The sequence below is a fragment of the Enterobacter sp. DC1 genome (genome assembly GCF_000568075.1).
Taxonomy (GTDB): domain Bacteria; phylum Pseudomonadota; class Gammaproteobacteria; order Enterobacterales; family Enterobacteriaceae; genus Enterobacter; species Enterobacter asburiae.
In genome coordinates this window covers 86,311-101,934 of the sequence record NZ_AZUA01000001.1, presented here as the reverse complement: position 1 = coordinate 101,934, position 15,624 = coordinate 86,311, and the positions used below count along the sequence as shown (strand labels likewise).

Here is a 15,624-nt window from a genome sequence, read left to right as displayed (position 1 = left end):
GATTATTCCTTCACGACCGGCACGCCAGAGCTTTCCGGAATGTCAGACGCAGGGGCAATGTTATTTTCGAGTCGCTTAATTTTACGTTCAGCGCGCGCAAGAGAAACACGGACTTTCAGCCAGAACAGACCGCAAACCAGCCAGCCAATGGCAAATCCGGCAGCAAATAAGACCGCCAGCAGGCTCGAGACGCGATACTCACCCTGAGCCAGCAGATAGTTAAACGTCACCTGCTGATCGTTTTGTGCACCCAACGTGACTGAAATGACAAAAATCGCCAATACCAGTAAGAAAATGAGTAAATATTTCACATTACTTCCCGTTATGTGGTTCAAGCGAATAAAGTGTGTTCAATTCACCGCAATCAGCCTTATAAACTACCATTTTAGCGACGAGCGCGAAACGGAAAAAGTGACGCGCAGGTCATGGATCTATGGGCAAAATACGGAATATCAACCGTCAGGCGTCCGTTTGGTCCCTTTCGGCTATTTCTTCTTTCTCTTCTGGCGGTGGCGTTAGCGGGCCGCAGAATCGTTCAGTGAGCCAGGTCGCCATCATAATCAGCAGCCATGAGATGAGCGTGGCGACGACCAGATCCCGCGGCCAGTGCATCCCCAGCAGCAGGCGACTGCCCATGACTCCCGTCGCCCAGACCAGTAAAATCACGATAGTGATCGTTCGACGCCTTGGCCAAAGCAGCCCAACCCCCAGCAACGCCCAGCTGGCCGCAAACATGGTGTGGCCGGAAGGAAACGCAAACCCGGTCTCTTTCTGCCAGTGTTTACGCAAGAATTTCGGGATATCCTGCTGTTCCGCAAGCTGTTCTTTCACCAGCGCGCCGCGATCTTTACGCTTTAAATTGTAGAACTCATCCACCGGAACATGATGCGTTTTTTCCAGCCAGACGACAAAAGGACGCGGCTCCTGAACGCGATCTTTAACCCAGGACTTCACGCCCTGACCGACAAGGATAGCGCCCCCGAGGATCGCAAAGAGCATCAGCGCCGCGCGCAAACGAAAGCGCAGGCACCACAGAAACCAGGCGCAGAGGAGTACGTGGGTAATAATCCCCCACGGCTGGGTGACCGTTTCCGTTATCCAGTATAACGTTTTCAGCCACGTGGCGTTCTGCCCGGGCTGCCACATCCAGCCTGAAAGCCATACGGCCAGAGGCATAATCAGTAAAATGGCCGCACCTGCTGCCGTACGTCTGGCGATTGAAAGCATGTCTTCTCCTTTTTCGCTAAGCGTCACAATCATAACTGAAATTAATCATCCGGGTGGATATGTCGGATCGTGCGTTTAACGTTCATATAGCATGGTGCCCATTAGGCGAACCTGCTGAGCTTGTGGCAAAATGAACTGATACAGAAAGCAAAACAGGGCAAAGGCACGAAACGTGTCAGCCTACTCTGGAGAATCACATGCAGCTTAAACGTGTGGCAGAAGCCAAACTGCCAACCCCATGGGGCGATTTCCTGATGGTGGGTTTTGAAGAACTGGCAACCGGACAGGATCATGTCGCGCTGGTTTATGGCGACATTTCAGGGCAGACGCCGGTGCTGTCCCGCGTCCATTCAGAGTGTCTTACCGGCGACGCGCTGTTCAGCCTGCGCTGTGATTGTGGTTTCCAGCTGGAAGCCGCCCTGTCTCATATTGCAGAAGAAGGACGCGGTGTGCTGCTTTATCACCGTCAGGAAGGTCGTAATATTGGTCTGCTGAATAAAATCCGCGCTTACGCGCTTCAGGACCAGGGCTACGATACGGTTGAAGCAAACCATCAGCTCGGCTTTGCCGCTGACGAACGCGACTTCACCCTGTGCGCCGATATGTTCAAGCTGCTGGGCGTGGACGAAGTTCGTCTGCTGACCAATAACCCGAAAAAAGTGGAAATCCTGACCGAAGCGGGGATCAACATCGTCGAGCGCGTACCGCTGATTGTCGGCCGTAACCCGAAAAACGCCCACTACCTTGATACTAAAGCCGCCAAAATGGGCCATCTGCTGAAAGAGTGATGCTAAAAAGCCCGGCACGGGTGCCGGGCTCGTTTCATCAGTCCAGCATCTTACGAATCACATAATGTAAAATGCCGTCGTTCTGGTAATAGGTCAGCTCGGTGGCCGTATCAATACGGCACCGGCAATCCAGCACCTCGATTTTCCCGTCTGCCCGCGTTAATTTCACCGGCACCGTTTTCCCCGGCTGCAGGTTTTGCAGACCGCTAATCTCAATCTGCTCTTCTCCGGTCAGTCCCAGCGTTTTACGCGTCACGCCCTGAGGAAACTCGAGCGGCAGGATCCCCATACCGATCAGATTCGAGCGGTGAATACGTTCGAACGATTCGGCGATGACCACGCGAACGCCAAGCAGACGCGGACCTTTCGCCGCCCAGTCGCGGCTGGAGCCGGAACCGTACTCTTTCCCGGCGATCACCGCCAGCGGCGTACCTTCCTGTTGATATTTGACCGCCGCATCATAAATCGAAACCACTTCCGTCCCCGGCAGATGGCGCGTCATGCCCCCTTCTACGCCCGGAACCATTTCGTTACGAATGCGGATGTTGGCAAAGGTTCCGCGCATCATGACTTCATGATTACCGCGACGCGAGCCGTAGGAGTTAAAATCGCGGCGTTCGACGCCCCGGCTTTGCAGATAACGGCCAGCCGGGCTATCGGCTTTGATACTCCCCGCCGGAGAGATATGGTCGGTCGTGACGGAATCTCCCAGCATCGCCAGTATGCGCGCGCCGTGGATATCCTTAAGCGGTGCCGGCTCGGCCAGCATCTCATCAAAGAACGGCGACAGACGAATATAGGTCGAGTCATCCTGCCAGTCGTAGGTATCTGAGCCCACGACGTTGATGGTTTTCCACTCCGGTGTGCCTTCAAAGACCTCCGCATACTCTTTGCGGAACATCTCGGTTGAGACTTTTTCAACGGCAAGCGCGATTTCACGCGAAGATGGCCAGATATCTTTCAGGTAGACAGGATCATTCTTGCGATCGTGACCAATTGGATCGGTCGCCAGGTTGATATTCATATTCCCTGCAAGGGCATACGCCACAACCAGCGGAGGCGAGGCGAGCCAGTTGGTTTTCACCAGCGGGTGAATACGCCCTTCAAAGTTTCGGTTACCGGACAGGACCGCGCCTACCGTCAGGTCCCCCTGCCTGATCGCCGTTTCAATGGGTTCAGGCAGCGGACCGGAGTTACCAATGCAGGTCGTACAGCCGTAGCCCACGAGGTTAAAGCCCAGTTCGTCAAGGTACGGCGTCAGTTTGGCCTGCGCCAGGTAATCCGATACCACTTTGGAACCCGGTGCCAGCGAGGCCTTGACCCATGGCTGAGGTTTTAGCCCAAGCTCTACCGCCTTTTTCGCCAACAGACCGGCCGCCATTAAGACGCTGGGGTTCGAGGTGTTGGTGCAGGAGGTAATGGCCGCAATAACAACCGCGCCATCCGGGAGCTGATACTGATGTCCGTTCAGAACATAGTCGACCGGACGATGGTCTTTCTGCGCCACGTTCACTTCCAGGGCATTGCTGGCGGCAAAGGCTTTTGGCACGTCACTCAGCGCAACCCGATCCTGCGGACGTTTCGGGCCGGCGAGGCTCGCCTCGACGCTTCCCATATCGAGTTCAAGCGTGCTGGTGAAGACCGGTTCATCGCCCGGGTTTCGCCACATGCCCTGCGCTTTGGTATAGGCCTCAACCAGCGCGACCTGCTCTTCGCTGCGCCCGCTAAGGCGCATGTATTCCAGGGTGACGTCATCGATGGGGAAAAAGCCGCAGGTTGCACCGTATTCCGGCGCCATATTGGCAATGGTGGCGCGGTCGGCAAGCGGCAGCGAATCCAGACCATCACCGTAGAATTCTACAAACTTGCCCACCACACCATGCTTACGCAGCATCTGGGTGACGGTGAGCACCAGATCGGTGGCGGTAATGCCTTCAGACAGCCTGCCGGTGAGCTTGAAGCCCACCACGTCAGGGATAAGCATGGACACCGGCTGGCCGAGCATGGCCGCTTCCGCTTCGATCCCCCCGACGCCCCAGCCCAGCACGCCCAGACCGTTGATCATGGTGGTATGGGAGTCCGTGCCTACCAGCGTGTCCGGATAGGCGACCCACTCTTTATCCTGCAATTCACTCCAGACGGCTTTACCCAGATATTCAAGGTTCACCTGGTGACAAATACCGGTACCCGGCGGGACCACGCTAAACCGGCTGAACGCCTGCTGCCCCCACTTCAGGAACACGTAGCGCTCGTGGTTACGCTCCATCTCCAGACGCACGTTCTCACCAAAGGCGTCGTCATCACCAAAGCGGTCAACGGTTACGGAGTGGTCGATGACGAGGTCAACGGGGGAAAGCGGATTCACTTTTGCCGTATCTCCGCCGAGACGCTTAACGGCCTCGCGCATCGCGGCTAAATCAACGACGGCAGGAACGCCGGTAAAGTCCTGCATCAGCACCCTGGCCGGGCGGTAGGCGATTTCTCTGTCGGCATGGGCATTTTCCAGCCACCCTGCCAGCGCCTGGATATCCTCGAGGGTGACAGAGTCACCGTCCTGCCAGCGCAACAGATTTTCCAGTAAAACTTTCAATGACTTGGGTAAACGCGAAATGTCCCCAAGCGTTCTGGCAGCCAGCGGCAGGCTGTAGTAATGCCAGGTTTTATTTTCTGCCTGTAACGTGTCCTTACTGGCTTCGCGTAGGGTTAACGACATAAGCTCCTCCTTAATCACAGAGATGCCCCGACAATCATCAGGGCCGTAATTAAAGATAACACAAAGACGTCGTAACGTTTTGATAACAACCCAAATTGATAAATTTAGGATTGGTCCAGAAAGGGAAAACAAAAAACCCCGCCGTAGCGAGGTTTTACAATTTAGTGGAGGGCTAGCCAGATGAGCTGACTCCAGAACAGAATCGACACGGTAAAAACGCCGATCCATGACCAGTATTTGTGAGACGTCATGTTATTCATCATAGGGACACCAGGCATTATTTATAAAAAGTTCCGAGGTAAGTCCTCAGTGCTATATTGCTGATGTGTATTTATTAAAGAGTACAAAAGTGCAGAGTCGATATTCAGACTATTTGCATCATTACGCAATTAACTAAATTATTGTTTTTTGGGTTCGTCTTCTGCGAACACATCAATAAACGCTTGCTGCTGCGGCGTCAGTTTCCAGGACGCGGGTACAACAGTCGCAGGAGCTTTACGCCCTCTGTGGCCATTGTCACGATGCTGACACATCTGTTTTACCGTTTCTGTACGTACCGTCACTGCCATATTTAACCCCAATATTTCCAGGCCAGGAGAGCAACCACCACCCAAAACAGGGTAGAGACGAGAAAGACCGCCAACCAGGCTTTACGCTTGAGCGCAGGATCCCTTTGCGGTTCTTCACTTCCTGAAGGCATTGCTAACCTCATACAATCGATATCGCTTATCATTTAGGACCAAACAATTGGTACAATTAATCATCTGTTGAGATAAATCCTAAAGAAACTTTAGCCGAAAAGCCAGTGAATTTACGCACCGGGAGGTATGAAATATTCAATCTTTTGACCAGAAATAAATAATTGAAAAGAAAAATTTGCGAAGGCGTAAATTAGTTTCTACTTTTGTCGCCAATTCACGACATTATAACCTTACAGGTTAAATGGATAATGACATTATATGACAGGGAGTACCTAGATGATGATAATTCTAATTTAGCTTTGAGGCGTTATTTCGGTATCTTTCCGTAAGGGAAAGATACCGGGTGTGATTATTTTTCGGGGAGTTTGATGTCTTTAAACATCTCTTCAATATCTTCATTTGAGCGTAATGCAACGGCGGTATCAACCACATCACGCGTTAAATGAGGGGCAAAGCGCTGAATAAAATCATACATATAGCTGCGCAGGAAGGTGCTGCGACGGAAGCCAATCTTGGTGGTGCTATGACTGAAAACATCATGCGCATCAAGGCGCACCAGGTCAGGGTCTGACACCGGATCCACCGCCATGCTGGCAATAACGCCCACCCCCAGACCAAGCCGCACATAGGTCTTAATCACGTCGGCGTCCGTCGCGGTAAAGACAATGCGCGGCGTTAACCCTGCCCGGTTAAAGGCCGTATCAAGCTCGGACCGTCCGGTAAAGCCAAACGTATACGTCACCAACGGATATTGCGCCAGCTCTTCGATAGTGACCGACCCTTTACCCGCCAGGGGGTGATCCGGAGTCACCACGATAGAACGGTTCCAGTGATAGCATGGAAGCATTACCAGATCGTCATACAGGTGAAGCGCCTCGGTGGCGATAGCAAAGTCTGCATTACCCTTGGAGACGGCTTCAGCAATTTGCGTTGGCGAGCCCTGGTGCATATGCAAAGAGACGCGAGGATAACGCTCGATAAAGCCTTTGATAACGCCGGGTAGCGCATAGCGCGCCTGGGTATGCGTCGTGGCAATATACAGCGAACCTTTATCCGGCCAGGTGTGTTCCCCCGCCACAGACTTAATTGCGTCGACTTTAGAGAGAACTTCCCGCGCAATGCGGATGATTTCCTGCCCCGCAGGCGTCACCTGGGTGAGATGCTTACCGCTGCGGGCAAATATCTGGATACCTAACTCGTCCTCCAGCATACGAACTTGTTTGCTGATGCCCGGTTGCGAGGTATATAACCCCTCGGCGGTAGAAGAGACGTTAAGGTTATGATTCACCACCTCAACGATATAACGAAGCTGCTGTAATTTCATGCCAGACCATCCGATTTAGCGCATGCGGTCAATCGCTTAAGACGATTTAATAATAAGAAACAGGTTAACTATAACCACTATATCATTTATAGCCTGACTGTATAGTACGGAACAAAAAATAATAACAAGGTAATAAAAAAGGGCCGGAAATCCGGCCCTTTTACAGGTAACTTACGGTAAGGGAAGATTATTTCTTGCCTTCAACCCATTTGCCATCGACAAAGAAGGCAGACCATCCGGCCGCTTTACCCTCTTTCTCGGCCGCAACATACTGCTGCTTAGTTTTACGGCTAAAACGTACCACGGTTTTGTTGCCTTCCGGATCCTGCTGTGGCGCATCGGCCAGATAACGCAGTTTCTCAGGCAGACGATCGCGGAAGCGATGCAGCTCTTCCACCAGCGGCGCGCGCGTTTCACGCGATTTCGGGAAGGTGTTGGCGGCGAGGAAGACACCCGCAGCGCCGTCACGCAGCACGAAGTACGCGTCGGATTTCTCGCACGGCAATTCTGGCAGCGGAACCGGATCTTCCTTCGGAGGAGCCACTTCGCCGTTACGCAGAATTTTGCGCGTGTTTTTACACTCGTCGTTGGTACAGGCCATGTACTTACCGAAACGCCCCATTTTCAGGTGCATTTCAGAGCCACACTTCTCGCATTCCACAATCGGGCCGTCATAGCCTTTAATGCGGAACTCGCCCTCTTCGATCTCATACCCGTCACACGTTGGGTTATTACCGCAAACGTGCAGCTTACGTTTTGGATCGATCAGGTAGCTGTCCATTGCCGTGCCGCATTTCTTGCAGCGGCGTTTGGCACGCAGAGCGTTAGTTTCCGCATCGTCACCTTCCAGCACGTTGAGAACTTCGTTCTCAGGCACCAGGTTGATGGTGGTTTTGCAGCGCTCTTTTGGTGACAGTGCATAGCCGGAGCAGCCAAGAAACACGCCCGTGGTTGCGGTGCGGATCCCCATCTTGCGGCCGCAGGTTGGACAGTCGATGCTGGTCAGAACCATCTGGTTAGGCAGCATGCCGCCCTCTTCAGGGTCTTTCTCCGCTTTTTCAAGCTGGTCAGTAAAGTCGCTGAAGAAGCTGTCGAGTACCTTTTTCCATTCCGCCTGATGGCTGGCAACCTGGTCGAGGCTGTCTTCCATTTGCGCGGTGAAATCGTAGTTCATCAACTCGCGGAAGTTTGCTTCCAGACGGTCAGTGACGATCTCACCCATTTTTTCCGCATAGAAACGGCGGTTTTCAACGCGCACGTAGCCACGGTCCTGAATCGTCGAGATGATGGACGCGTAGGTCGACGGACGACCGATACCGCGTTTTTCCAGCTCTTTAACCAGAGACGCTTCACTGAAGCGCGCAGGCGGCTTGGTGAAGTGCTGGGCAGGCACGAGGTCAACCAGCGAGAGCTCATCCCCTTTGTTCACCGCCGGCAGCGTTCGGTCTTCATCACCTTTACGCAGCGCTGGCATCACTTTCGTCCAGCCGTCGAAACGCAGGATACGACCGCGCGCTTTGAGACGGAACTCGCCCGCGCCAACGGTCAGCGTTGTGGAGTCGTACTTCGCTGGCGTCATCTGGCACGCCACGAACTGGCGCCAGATCAGCTGATACAGCTTCTGCGCGTCGGCTTCCATATCTTTCAGCGATTCCGCTAACACAGAGACGTCAGAAGGACGAATCGCTTCGTGTGCTTCCTGAGAATTCTCTTTGCTGGCGAACTGATTAGCGCTTTCCGGAAGGTATTTCTTACCGAAATTGTCGCTGATGTAGCCGCGCACCATGCTGACCGCGTCCTGGCTCAGGTTGGTTGAGTCGGTACGCATATAGGTGATGTAGCCCGCTTCATACAGGCGCTGGGCCATCATCATGGTCTTCTTCACGCCATAACCCAGACGCGTGCTTGCAGCCTGTTGCAGCGTGGAGGTAATAAACGGCGCACCCGGCTTGCTGCTGGTCGGTTTGTCTTCACGTTCCAGCACCTGATAGCGTGCTTTTTCCAGAAGCGCTACGGCGGCCATGGTCTGGTCGCGGTTTTCTGGACGGAAAGGCTTGTCGTTGTGATGGCTCACCTGCAGCGGCAGAGCGTCACCGCCCGGCGTGGTCACATTGGCATCGACTTCCCAGAACTCTTCCGGCACGAAGGCTTTAATTTCGCGCTCACGCTCAACGACCAGACGCACGGCGACGGATTGCACACGACCTGCGGACAGGCCACGGGCAATCTTCTTCCACAGCAGTGGAGAGACCATGTAGCCCACAACGCGGTCCATAAAGCGACGTGCCTGCTGTGCGTTTACGCGGTCAATATTGAGCTCGCCCGGCTTCTCAAACGCCTGACGAATCGCATTCTTCGTAATTTCGTTAAACACTACACGGCTGTAGCGTTTGTCATCACCACCAATCACTTCCCGCAGGTGCCACGCAATGGCTTCCCCTTCGCGGTCAAGGTCGGTTGCGAGATAGATGTGGTCTGCTTTTTCAGCAAGCTGCTTCAGCTCGTTAACGACTTTTTCTTTCCCGGGCAGCACTTCATATTGTGCATCCCAGTTATGCCATGGGTTAACACCCATGCGGTTGACAAGCGCGCTACGTTCATCCTTTTTAGGCTTTTTAGCCCCTTTGGTGGAGGTAGAGTCTGCGCTCTTTTTGCTGGCTGAGCCACTGGTCGGCAAATCGCGGATATGACCGACGCTGGACTTAACCACGTAGTCATTACCCAGATACTTATTGATCGTTTTGGCTTTTGCCGGGGACTCAACGATGACGAGAGCTTTACCCATATTCACCTTTACCTAATTTAATTCTTCCAGGAATACGCCGCACGTTGATTTCCCTTCCGCTGACGACGAGCCAATGATATTGCGACTGCGTCAGGAGATATCAACCCCTTTGACTTACCGGACGTTAATGAGAAGACGCCCAGGTGATTGAGTTTTCGGGTATTTTTCTCACATCTCGTGTAATTCGTGACGAATTCCCGGTTGAATGTCAAGCAATTCTGTTGCCAGAATGACGAAAGCGCACACTCTACCTGATAAAATTCGTTACGCAACTTTATTAGCATGCAAAAGCAGATCCCGCCAGCCAGGACCCTGCACCTTATCCCCTCACATTACAGGGAAAATTTGCCCCCAAAGCGCCCTCGGCGTAGACTATTGTCACTGTTTAAGGAGTGGATTATGCAGAATACGACCCAACCTATTGACCGAGCCTCTCTGCTTATCGAAGCAAACAAGCTTATCCGTGACCATGAAGATACGCTGGCGGGCATTGAAGCCACAGGCGTTGAGCAGCGTAATGGCGTGCTGATTTTCAGCGGCGAATACTTCCTTGACGAACAGGGCTTACCGACCCCGAAAAGCACCGCCGTGTTTAACATGTTCAAATACCTGGCGCATACGCTTTCAGAGAAATATCACCTGGTCGATTAACGCAAAACGCGAGGCATGTGCCTCGCGTTTTTGTTTACAGCAGCGGTTTTTGTCCGCGCTGTAGCCAGCGCAGCAGCAGGCGGTCCGCGCTTTCCGCTGCACTGTTGGTAAAGCGGTCAAGGAGTCGCTTACGCTGGGTAAAGCGCACGCCCACCAGTTCCCGGCCTTCCATCAGATTGAGCAGCAGATCGTCGCTGGTTCCGACTTCATCCACCAGCCCTTTCTCCTGCGCCTGGACGCCGTACCAGTGCTCACCCGTCGCGACCTGTTCAATATCGAGGGTTGGACGCATACGGTGTACAAAATCTTTAAAGAGATGATGCGTTTCGTTGAGGTCTTCACGGAATTTTTGACGCCCTTCTTCCGTGTTTTCTCCCAGCAGCGTCAGGGTACGTTTGTACTGACCCGCCGTGTGAAGTTCGATATCAATCTCTTTATTTTTCAGGAAGCGGTTAAAGTTCGGAATTTGCGCGACCACGCCGATCGAGCCAATAATGGAGAACGGCGCGGCAACAATTTTGTCCGCCACGCAGGCCATCATGTAGCCACCGCTCGCCGCCACTTTATCCACGGCCACGGTCAGCGGGATCTGTTTTTCACGCAGGCGCTGCAGCTGTGAGGCGGCCAGTCCGTAACCGTGAACCACCCCGCCGGGGCTTTCAAGACGCACGACAACCTGATCCTGCGGTGTCGCCACGGCCATAACGGCCGTCACCTCCTCCCGCAGAGAAGAAACCTCATGCGCATCCATACTGCCTTTAAAATCGAGCACATAGACGCGCGGCGTGGCCTTATCCTGCGGCGCATTGAGCTTTGCTTTTGCCTTTGCCGCTTTGGCTTCCTGTTTCTGCTTTTTCTTCTGCGCTTTCAGCCAGAGCTTCTGTTGATGACTATCAAGCAGCGCCAGAGACATCTCTTCCTGCATCTCTTTATACTGCTCGCTCAGGCGGGTGATGCGTAACTCCCCACGCTGACGCTTGCGCTGCGTCAGGTTGACAATCAGAACGGCTACCACCGCAATGGCAATCACCACCGTCGCGATTTTGGCCAAAAACAACCCATATTGAGAAAGTAATTCCACGCGTTCCACCTTGATTTAACCACGAATCTTTCACGGCAGTGTACAACAGCCCTGCCCATGCGTCTCGCTCGTGACATTACCTCTGCGAGCGGCCTTCAGGAATCCCCGGACTGGAGTTTAAATATTTGCAAATTGTTAATTTTACAGTAATGCGTCCTGTAGACTGATTGAATTATTAGGCTAATTCGGGCATAAAGCCGAAAAGTCATTATAAAGGCGCCATTGCGTCACCGGTCGCCTGAGGAGTCACCGTGCATTATCAACCGCAAAAAAATCTGCTGCAAAACCGGATTATCCTTGTCACCGGTGCCAGCGACGGGATTGGCCGCGAGGCAGCCCTGACATACGCCGAATATGGCGCGCACGTCATTTTGATCGGGCGCAACGAAGAAAAACTCAAAAACGTCGCTCAGGAGATTGAGGCTATATGCGGCACGCCGGCCCCGTGGTACACGCTCGATTTACTGACCTGCACACCCGCGGTGTGCCAGGAATTAGCTCAGCGCATCAGCGCTCACTATCCGAGACTCGACGGCGTGCTGCATAACGCCGGTTTGTTAGGCGAGGTTCGTCCGATGGATGAACAGGATCCTGATATCTGGCAGCAGGTGATGCAGGTCAACGTCAACGGCACGTTTTTCCTCACACAGGCATTGCTTCCTTTATTACTCAAATCCGAGTCCGGGTCCCTGGTCTTTACCTCTTCCAGCGTTGGCCGTGAGGGACGCGCAAACTGGGGAGCCTATGCTGTATCAAAATTCGCGACCGAAGGCATGATGCAGGTGCTGGCGGAGGAGTATCAGAGCCGCCATCTGCGCGTAAACTGCATTAACCCGGGCGGTACGCGCACCAAAATGCGCGCCAGCGCTTTCCCGAGCGAAGATCCGCAGAAGCTGAAAACCCCGGCAGACATTATGCCGCTCTATCTCTGGCTGATGGGCGACGACAGCCGCCGCAAAACCGGGATGACCTTTGACGCCCAGCCGGGACGTAAACCAGGAATTTCGCAATGAGTGAAGAACGTCATCAGCAGCGCCAGCAGCGTCTGAAAGAACAGGTCGATGCGCGCGTCGCGGCAGCCCAGGACGAACGTGGGATCGTCATCGTTTTTACCGGCAACGGAAAAGGGAAAACTACCGCCGCATTCGGCACGGCGACACGCGCCGTCGGACACGGTCAAAAAGTGGGCGTGATCCAGTTTATCAAAGGCGAATGGCCCAACGGTGAGCGGAATTTACTTGAGCCTCACGGCGTTGAGTTTCAGGTGATGGCGACCGGGTTTACGTGGGATACCCAGAACCGGGAAACGGATACTGCAGCCTGTCTCGCCGTCTGGGAGCATGCAAAGAGAATGCTGGCCGATCCCTCGCTGAATATGGTTCTGCTGGATGAGATCACCTATATGGTCGCCTACGACTATCTGCCGCTGGAAGCCGTGCTGGATGCTCTGAAGAATCGTCCTGTCCACCAGACGGTTATCGTCACGGGCCGCGGGTGTCATCGGGATATTCTGGAGATGGCCGATACCGTCAGCGAGCTGCGTCCGGTCAAACATGCGTTTGATGCAGGCATCAAAGCGCAAATTGGAATTGATTACTAAAGAAAAAAGCCCGGTACGTTCACCGGGCTTTTATATTAACCGTTGTTGTTACGGCTGCCGGAGCGGCGACTGCTGCTCACCTGGCTGTGTCGCTTCACCGCGCGACGGATCTGATTCGCCTTCATGCGACGACGATCTTTTTCCACCGCCACTTTTGAGGTGGTTTCCGGCGTCAGGCCGACCAGCTCGCGCAGATAGTTGGTTTGGGTCAGATCCAGTTCGGTATAACCACCGCGCGGCAGACCTTTCGGCAGCAGAATGTCGCCGTAACGGACGCGGATCAGACGGCTCACCTGGACACCTACCGCTTCCCACAGACGACGCACCTCGCGGTTACGGCCTTCGGTCAGGGTGACGTTGTACCACTGGTTAATGCCTTCCCCACCGGTAAACTTGATGGTTTTGAACGCCGCAGGGCCGTCTTCCAGCTGAACGCCACGCGACAGATCGCGCAGTTTATTCTCATCAACCTGGCCAAATACGCGCACCGCGTATTCACGTTCCACTTCACGGCTTGGGTGCATCAGACGGTTTGCCAGTTCACCATCGGTGGTAAACAGCAGCAGACCGCAGGTGTTTACGTCCAGACGACCGACGGCAATCCAGCGAGCGCCACGCAGTTTAGGCAGACGGTCAAACACCGTCGGGCGACCTTCCGGGTCGTTGCGGGTGCACAGCTCGCCTTCCGGCTTGTAGTAAGCCAGCACGCGGCAGATCTGTTCAGCAGACTCTTTCACGGAGATAAGATGACCGTCGATGCGGATCTTCAGCCCCGGTACGATTTCAACGCGGTCACCCAGCGTGGCGATTTTACCGTCCACACTCACGCGGCCCGCTTCAATAATGGCTTCGATTTCACGGCGTGAGCCGTGGCCGGCGCGCGCCAGCACTTTCTGTAACTTCTCGCTCATTGAGCTTCCTCAGGTGTCGCCTTCACAGGCGTCGAATCAGGTCAAAAGAGGGCTGAGCCCTGCTTTGATGGCCGCGTAGTATATCTGCTTATACCCTTACAAGAAAGGCTTTACGTCACCCACGCCTTCACGAATCACTTCCGGTGCATCTTCGGTTAAGTCGACCACGGTGGTCGGCTGCTGGCCAAGATAGCCGCCGTGAATAATCAGCTCGACCACCTTCTCCAGACGATCTTTAATTTCTTCCGGATCGGACTCGGTAAATTCACTTCCCGGCAGCATCAGCGAGGTAGAAAGCATCGGTTCGCCGAGGGTTTCCAGCAGCGCCTGCGCAATCGGGTTAGACGGCACGCGCATGCCGATGGTTTTGCGTTTCTCCTGCAGCAGACGACGCGGTACTTCCTTCGTGCCCTTCAGGATGAAGGTGTAGTTGCCCGGCGTGTTGTTCTTAATCAGGCGAAACGCCACGTTATCAACATACGCATAGGTCGACAGCTCAGAGAGATCGCGGCACATCAGGGTAAAGTTATGGCCGTCCGGCAGCTGGCGAATACGGCAAATGCGCTCCATTGCCCCTTTATCTTCAATTTTACAGCCCAGCGCGTAGCCTGAATCGGTTGGGTAGACAATCACGCCGCCTTTGCGGACGATCTCCACGGCCTGGTTGATCAGACGTGGCTGCGGGTTATCCGGATGGATATAGAAAAACTGACTCATACTTCCCTCTCTTCAATTTGCTGCGGCTGTTCCCAGAGCTGCCAGACCGGTTCAACGCCAGCGGGCAACCAGAGCTTGCGCCCCAGTTCGATCCACGCGCAGGGCTGATGGAAATCAGAGCCCTGTGAACCAAGCAGGCCGAACTGGCGGGCATAGGTCGCGAGCTGCGCGCGCTCGTTGGGCGCCTGCTGACACTGGGCGACTTCCATCGCCTCGCCACCGCATTCGGCAAAGTGTGCCAGCAGCCTTTTCAGCCATTTAGCAGAAAGATTATACCGCCCCGGATGGGCCAGCACGGCCTTACCGCCAGAATGATGAATCACATCAATAGCTTGTTTTATTGTACACCACTGCGGCGGAACGTATCCGGTTTTACCGCGTGCCAGATACTTTTTAAAGACGTCCGCCATGGTCGTCGCTTTGCCCGCGTCGACCAGAAAACGGGCGAAATGACCGCGGGTGACCGCCCCGCCGTTCGCCATCTTTTGCGCGCCTTCCAGCGCGCCCGGAATATGCGCCTTTTCCAGACGCTCACCGATCATCTCTGCGCGCTGATTGCGGCGCGTTTTTTGTTCTTGCAAAAATGCCGTAAGTGCCGGATGGTCTATATCGATATTCAGGCCAACAATATGAATCTCATGGTTTTCCCAGACGGTCGAGATCTCGACGCCGGACACCAGATTCAGCGCCAGCCCGCTGCGGGCAATCTCGGCGCGCGCCGCCGGAATGGCATCTGTCGTATCGTGATCGGTTATCGCCAGCGTGCCGACGCGCATTTCAACGGCGCGATGAACCAGGGCTTCGGGTGTCAGCAGGCCATCAGAGGCCTGAGTATGGCTGTGTAAATCATAAATAATGGCGTAGGTGGTATCGCTCAAAGCACTTCCCATAACAGGTTGGAGACATCCGAAAACACCATGATACCGACTTAACGCGAAATTCTGAAATCAAGGGTTGACAACTTGCCATCGAACTAGTTAACTAGTACGCAAGTTCACACGAGAAAGGTATCTGAAAATGACAGCACATTTCACTCTGCACGGCTGGTGGCGCACTTCCTGATCTTCGGGCAGTGTCACGCGTCTGCGAAATGCAAACAGATACCCGCCCGCTACCCAGCGGGCTT

16 protein-coding genes and 1 other annotated feature (1 of these 17 only partly in view) are annotated in these 15,624 nt (G+C 54.1%); of the genes, 5 read left to right on the top strand and 11 right to left on the bottom strand.

Annotation, left to right across the window (positions count from 1 at the left end; genetic code table 11):
• Nucleotides 1–2: 2 nt before the first annotated feature.
• Together P346_RS20875 and pgpB are read right to left on the bottom strand one after the other, a co-directional pair.
• Entirely contained in the window at nt 3–311 is a 309-nt protein-coding gene (locus P346_RS20875; RefSeq protein ID WP_023312067.1) for a LapA family protein, read from the bottom strand.
• A gap of 148 nt (nt 312–459) precedes the next feature.
• Nucleotides 460–1,227 (bottom strand): phosphatidylglycerophosphatase B, encoded by a 768-nt coding sequence (gene pgpB, locus P346_RS20880; RefSeq protein WP_032656731.1) that lies wholly within the window; start codon nt 1,225–1,227, stop codon nt 460–462.
• A 197-nt stretch (nt 1,228–1,424) separates the two neighbouring features.
• Here pgpB and ribA point away from each other — a divergent pair, with 197 nt between their 5' ends.
• On the top strand, nt 1,425–2,015 hold the full coding sequence (gene ribA, locus P346_RS20885) for a GTP cyclohydrolase II (protein ID WP_008501210.1): 591 nt from the start codon (nt 1,425–1,427) through the stop codon (nt 2,013–2,015).
• 37 nt (nt 2,016–2,052) lie between these two features.
• On the opposite strand, the gene acnA is transcribed toward ribA, so the two are convergent.
• The 5 genes from acnA to topA form a co-directional block, all read right to left on the bottom strand.
• Nucleotides 2,053–4,728 (bottom strand): aconitate hydratase AcnA, encoded by a 2,676-nt coding sequence (gene acnA, locus P346_RS20890; RefSeq protein ID WP_032656729.1) that lies wholly within the window; start codon nt 4,726–4,728, stop codon nt 2,053–2,055.
• A 161-nt stretch (nt 4,729–4,889) separates the two neighbouring features.
• Entirely contained in the window at nt 4,890–4,988 is a 99-nt protein-coding gene (ymiC, locus tag P346_RS23515; protein WP_032623144.1) for a small membrane protein YmiC, read from the bottom strand.
• Nucleotides 4,989–5,299: 311 nt separating this feature from the next.
• Nucleotides 5,300–5,440, bottom strand: coding sequence for a YmiA family putative membrane protein (locus tag P346_RS20895; protein WP_213327741.1), 141 nt, complete (start codon nt 5,438–5,440; stop codon nt 5,300–5,302).
• 338 nt (nt 5,441–5,778) lie between these two features.
• Nucleotides 5,779–6,753: an HTH-type transcriptional regulator CysB gene (cysB, locus tag P346_RS20900; RefSeq protein ID WP_008502814.1), complete on the bottom strand. Its 975-nt coding sequence runs from the start codon at nt 6,751–6,753 to the stop codon at nt 5,779–5,781.
• A gap of 187 nt (nt 6,754–6,940) precedes the next feature.
• Nucleotides 6,941–9,538 (bottom strand): type I DNA topoisomerase, encoded by a 2,598-nt coding sequence (gene topA / locus P346_RS20905; RefSeq protein ID WP_032656725.1) that lies wholly within the window; start codon nt 9,536–9,538, stop codon nt 6,941–6,943.
• A gap of 399 nt (nt 9,539–9,937) precedes the next feature.
• Here topA and P346_RS20910 point away from each other — a divergent pair, with 399 nt between their 5' ends.
• On the top strand, nt 9,938–10,189 hold the full coding sequence (locus tag P346_RS20910) for a YciN family protein (protein ID WP_023312072.1): 252 nt from the start codon (nt 9,938–9,940) through the stop codon (nt 10,187–10,189).
• 34 nt (nt 10,190–10,223) lie between these two features.
• Here P346_RS20910 and sohB read toward each other — a convergent pair whose 3' ends face one another.
• Nucleotides 10,224–11,270 carry a protease SohB gene (gene sohB, locus P346_RS20915; RefSeq protein ID WP_032656723.1) on the bottom strand — a complete coding sequence of 349 codons (1,047 nt, stop codon included), beginning with the start codon at nt 11,268–11,270 and terminating at the stop codon, nt 10,224–10,226.
• Between the two features lie 251 nt (nt 11,271–11,521).
• Between sohB and P346_RS20920 the strand changes: the two genes are divergently transcribed.
• Both P346_RS20920 and cobO read left to right on the top strand, forming a co-directional pair.
• Nucleotides 11,522–12,283, top strand: coding sequence for a YciK family oxidoreductase (locus P346_RS20920; protein WP_032656721.1), 762 nt, complete (start codon nt 11,522–11,524; stop codon nt 12,281–12,283).
• Nucleotides 12,280–12,870, top strand: a complete 591-nt coding sequence (gene cobO, locus P346_RS20925; protein ID WP_023312075.1) for a cob(I)yrinic acid a,c-diamide adenosyltransferase — start codon at nt 12,280–12,282, stop codon at nt 12,868–12,870. Before P346_RS20920 ends, cobO begins: the two co-directional genes overlap by 4 nt.
• A gap of 35 nt (nt 12,871–12,905) precedes the next feature.
• On the opposite strand, the gene rluB is transcribed toward cobO, so the two are convergent.
• From rluB to rnm, 3 genes are all read right to left on the bottom strand, one after another.
• Nucleotides 12,906–13,781, bottom strand: coding sequence for a 23S rRNA pseudouridine(2605) synthase RluB (rluB, locus tag P346_RS20930; RefSeq protein ID WP_023312076.1), 876 nt, complete (start codon nt 13,779–13,781; stop codon nt 12,906–12,908).
• Nucleotides 13,782–13,877: 96 nt separating this feature from the next.
• The gene (locus tag P346_RS20935; RefSeq protein ID WP_003856793.1) at nt 13,878–14,498 is read right to left on the bottom strand and encodes an L-threonylcarbamoyladenylate synthase; all 621 of its coding nucleotides are present in this window, start codon (nt 14,496–14,498) and stop codon (nt 13,878–13,880) included.
• Nucleotides 14,495–15,376, bottom strand: a complete 882-nt coding sequence (gene rnm / locus P346_RS20940) for an RNase RNM (protein WP_032656720.1) — start codon at nt 15,374–15,376, stop codon at nt 14,495–14,497. The genes P346_RS20935 and rnm overlap by 4 nt, the downstream gene beginning before the upstream one ends.
• A gap of 139 nt (nt 15,377–15,515) precedes the next feature.
• Between rnm and trpL the strand changes: the two genes are divergently transcribed.
• Nucleotides 15,516–15,560, top strand: a complete 45-nt coding sequence (trpL, locus tag P346_RS23675; RefSeq protein WP_106993556.1) for a trp operon leader peptide — start codon at nt 15,516–15,518, stop codon at nt 15,558–15,560.
• Nucleotides 15,537–15,624 (top strand) — a sequence feature (Trp leader region); it runs 6 nt beyond the window's last position. Its footprint overlaps the gene before it by 24 nt.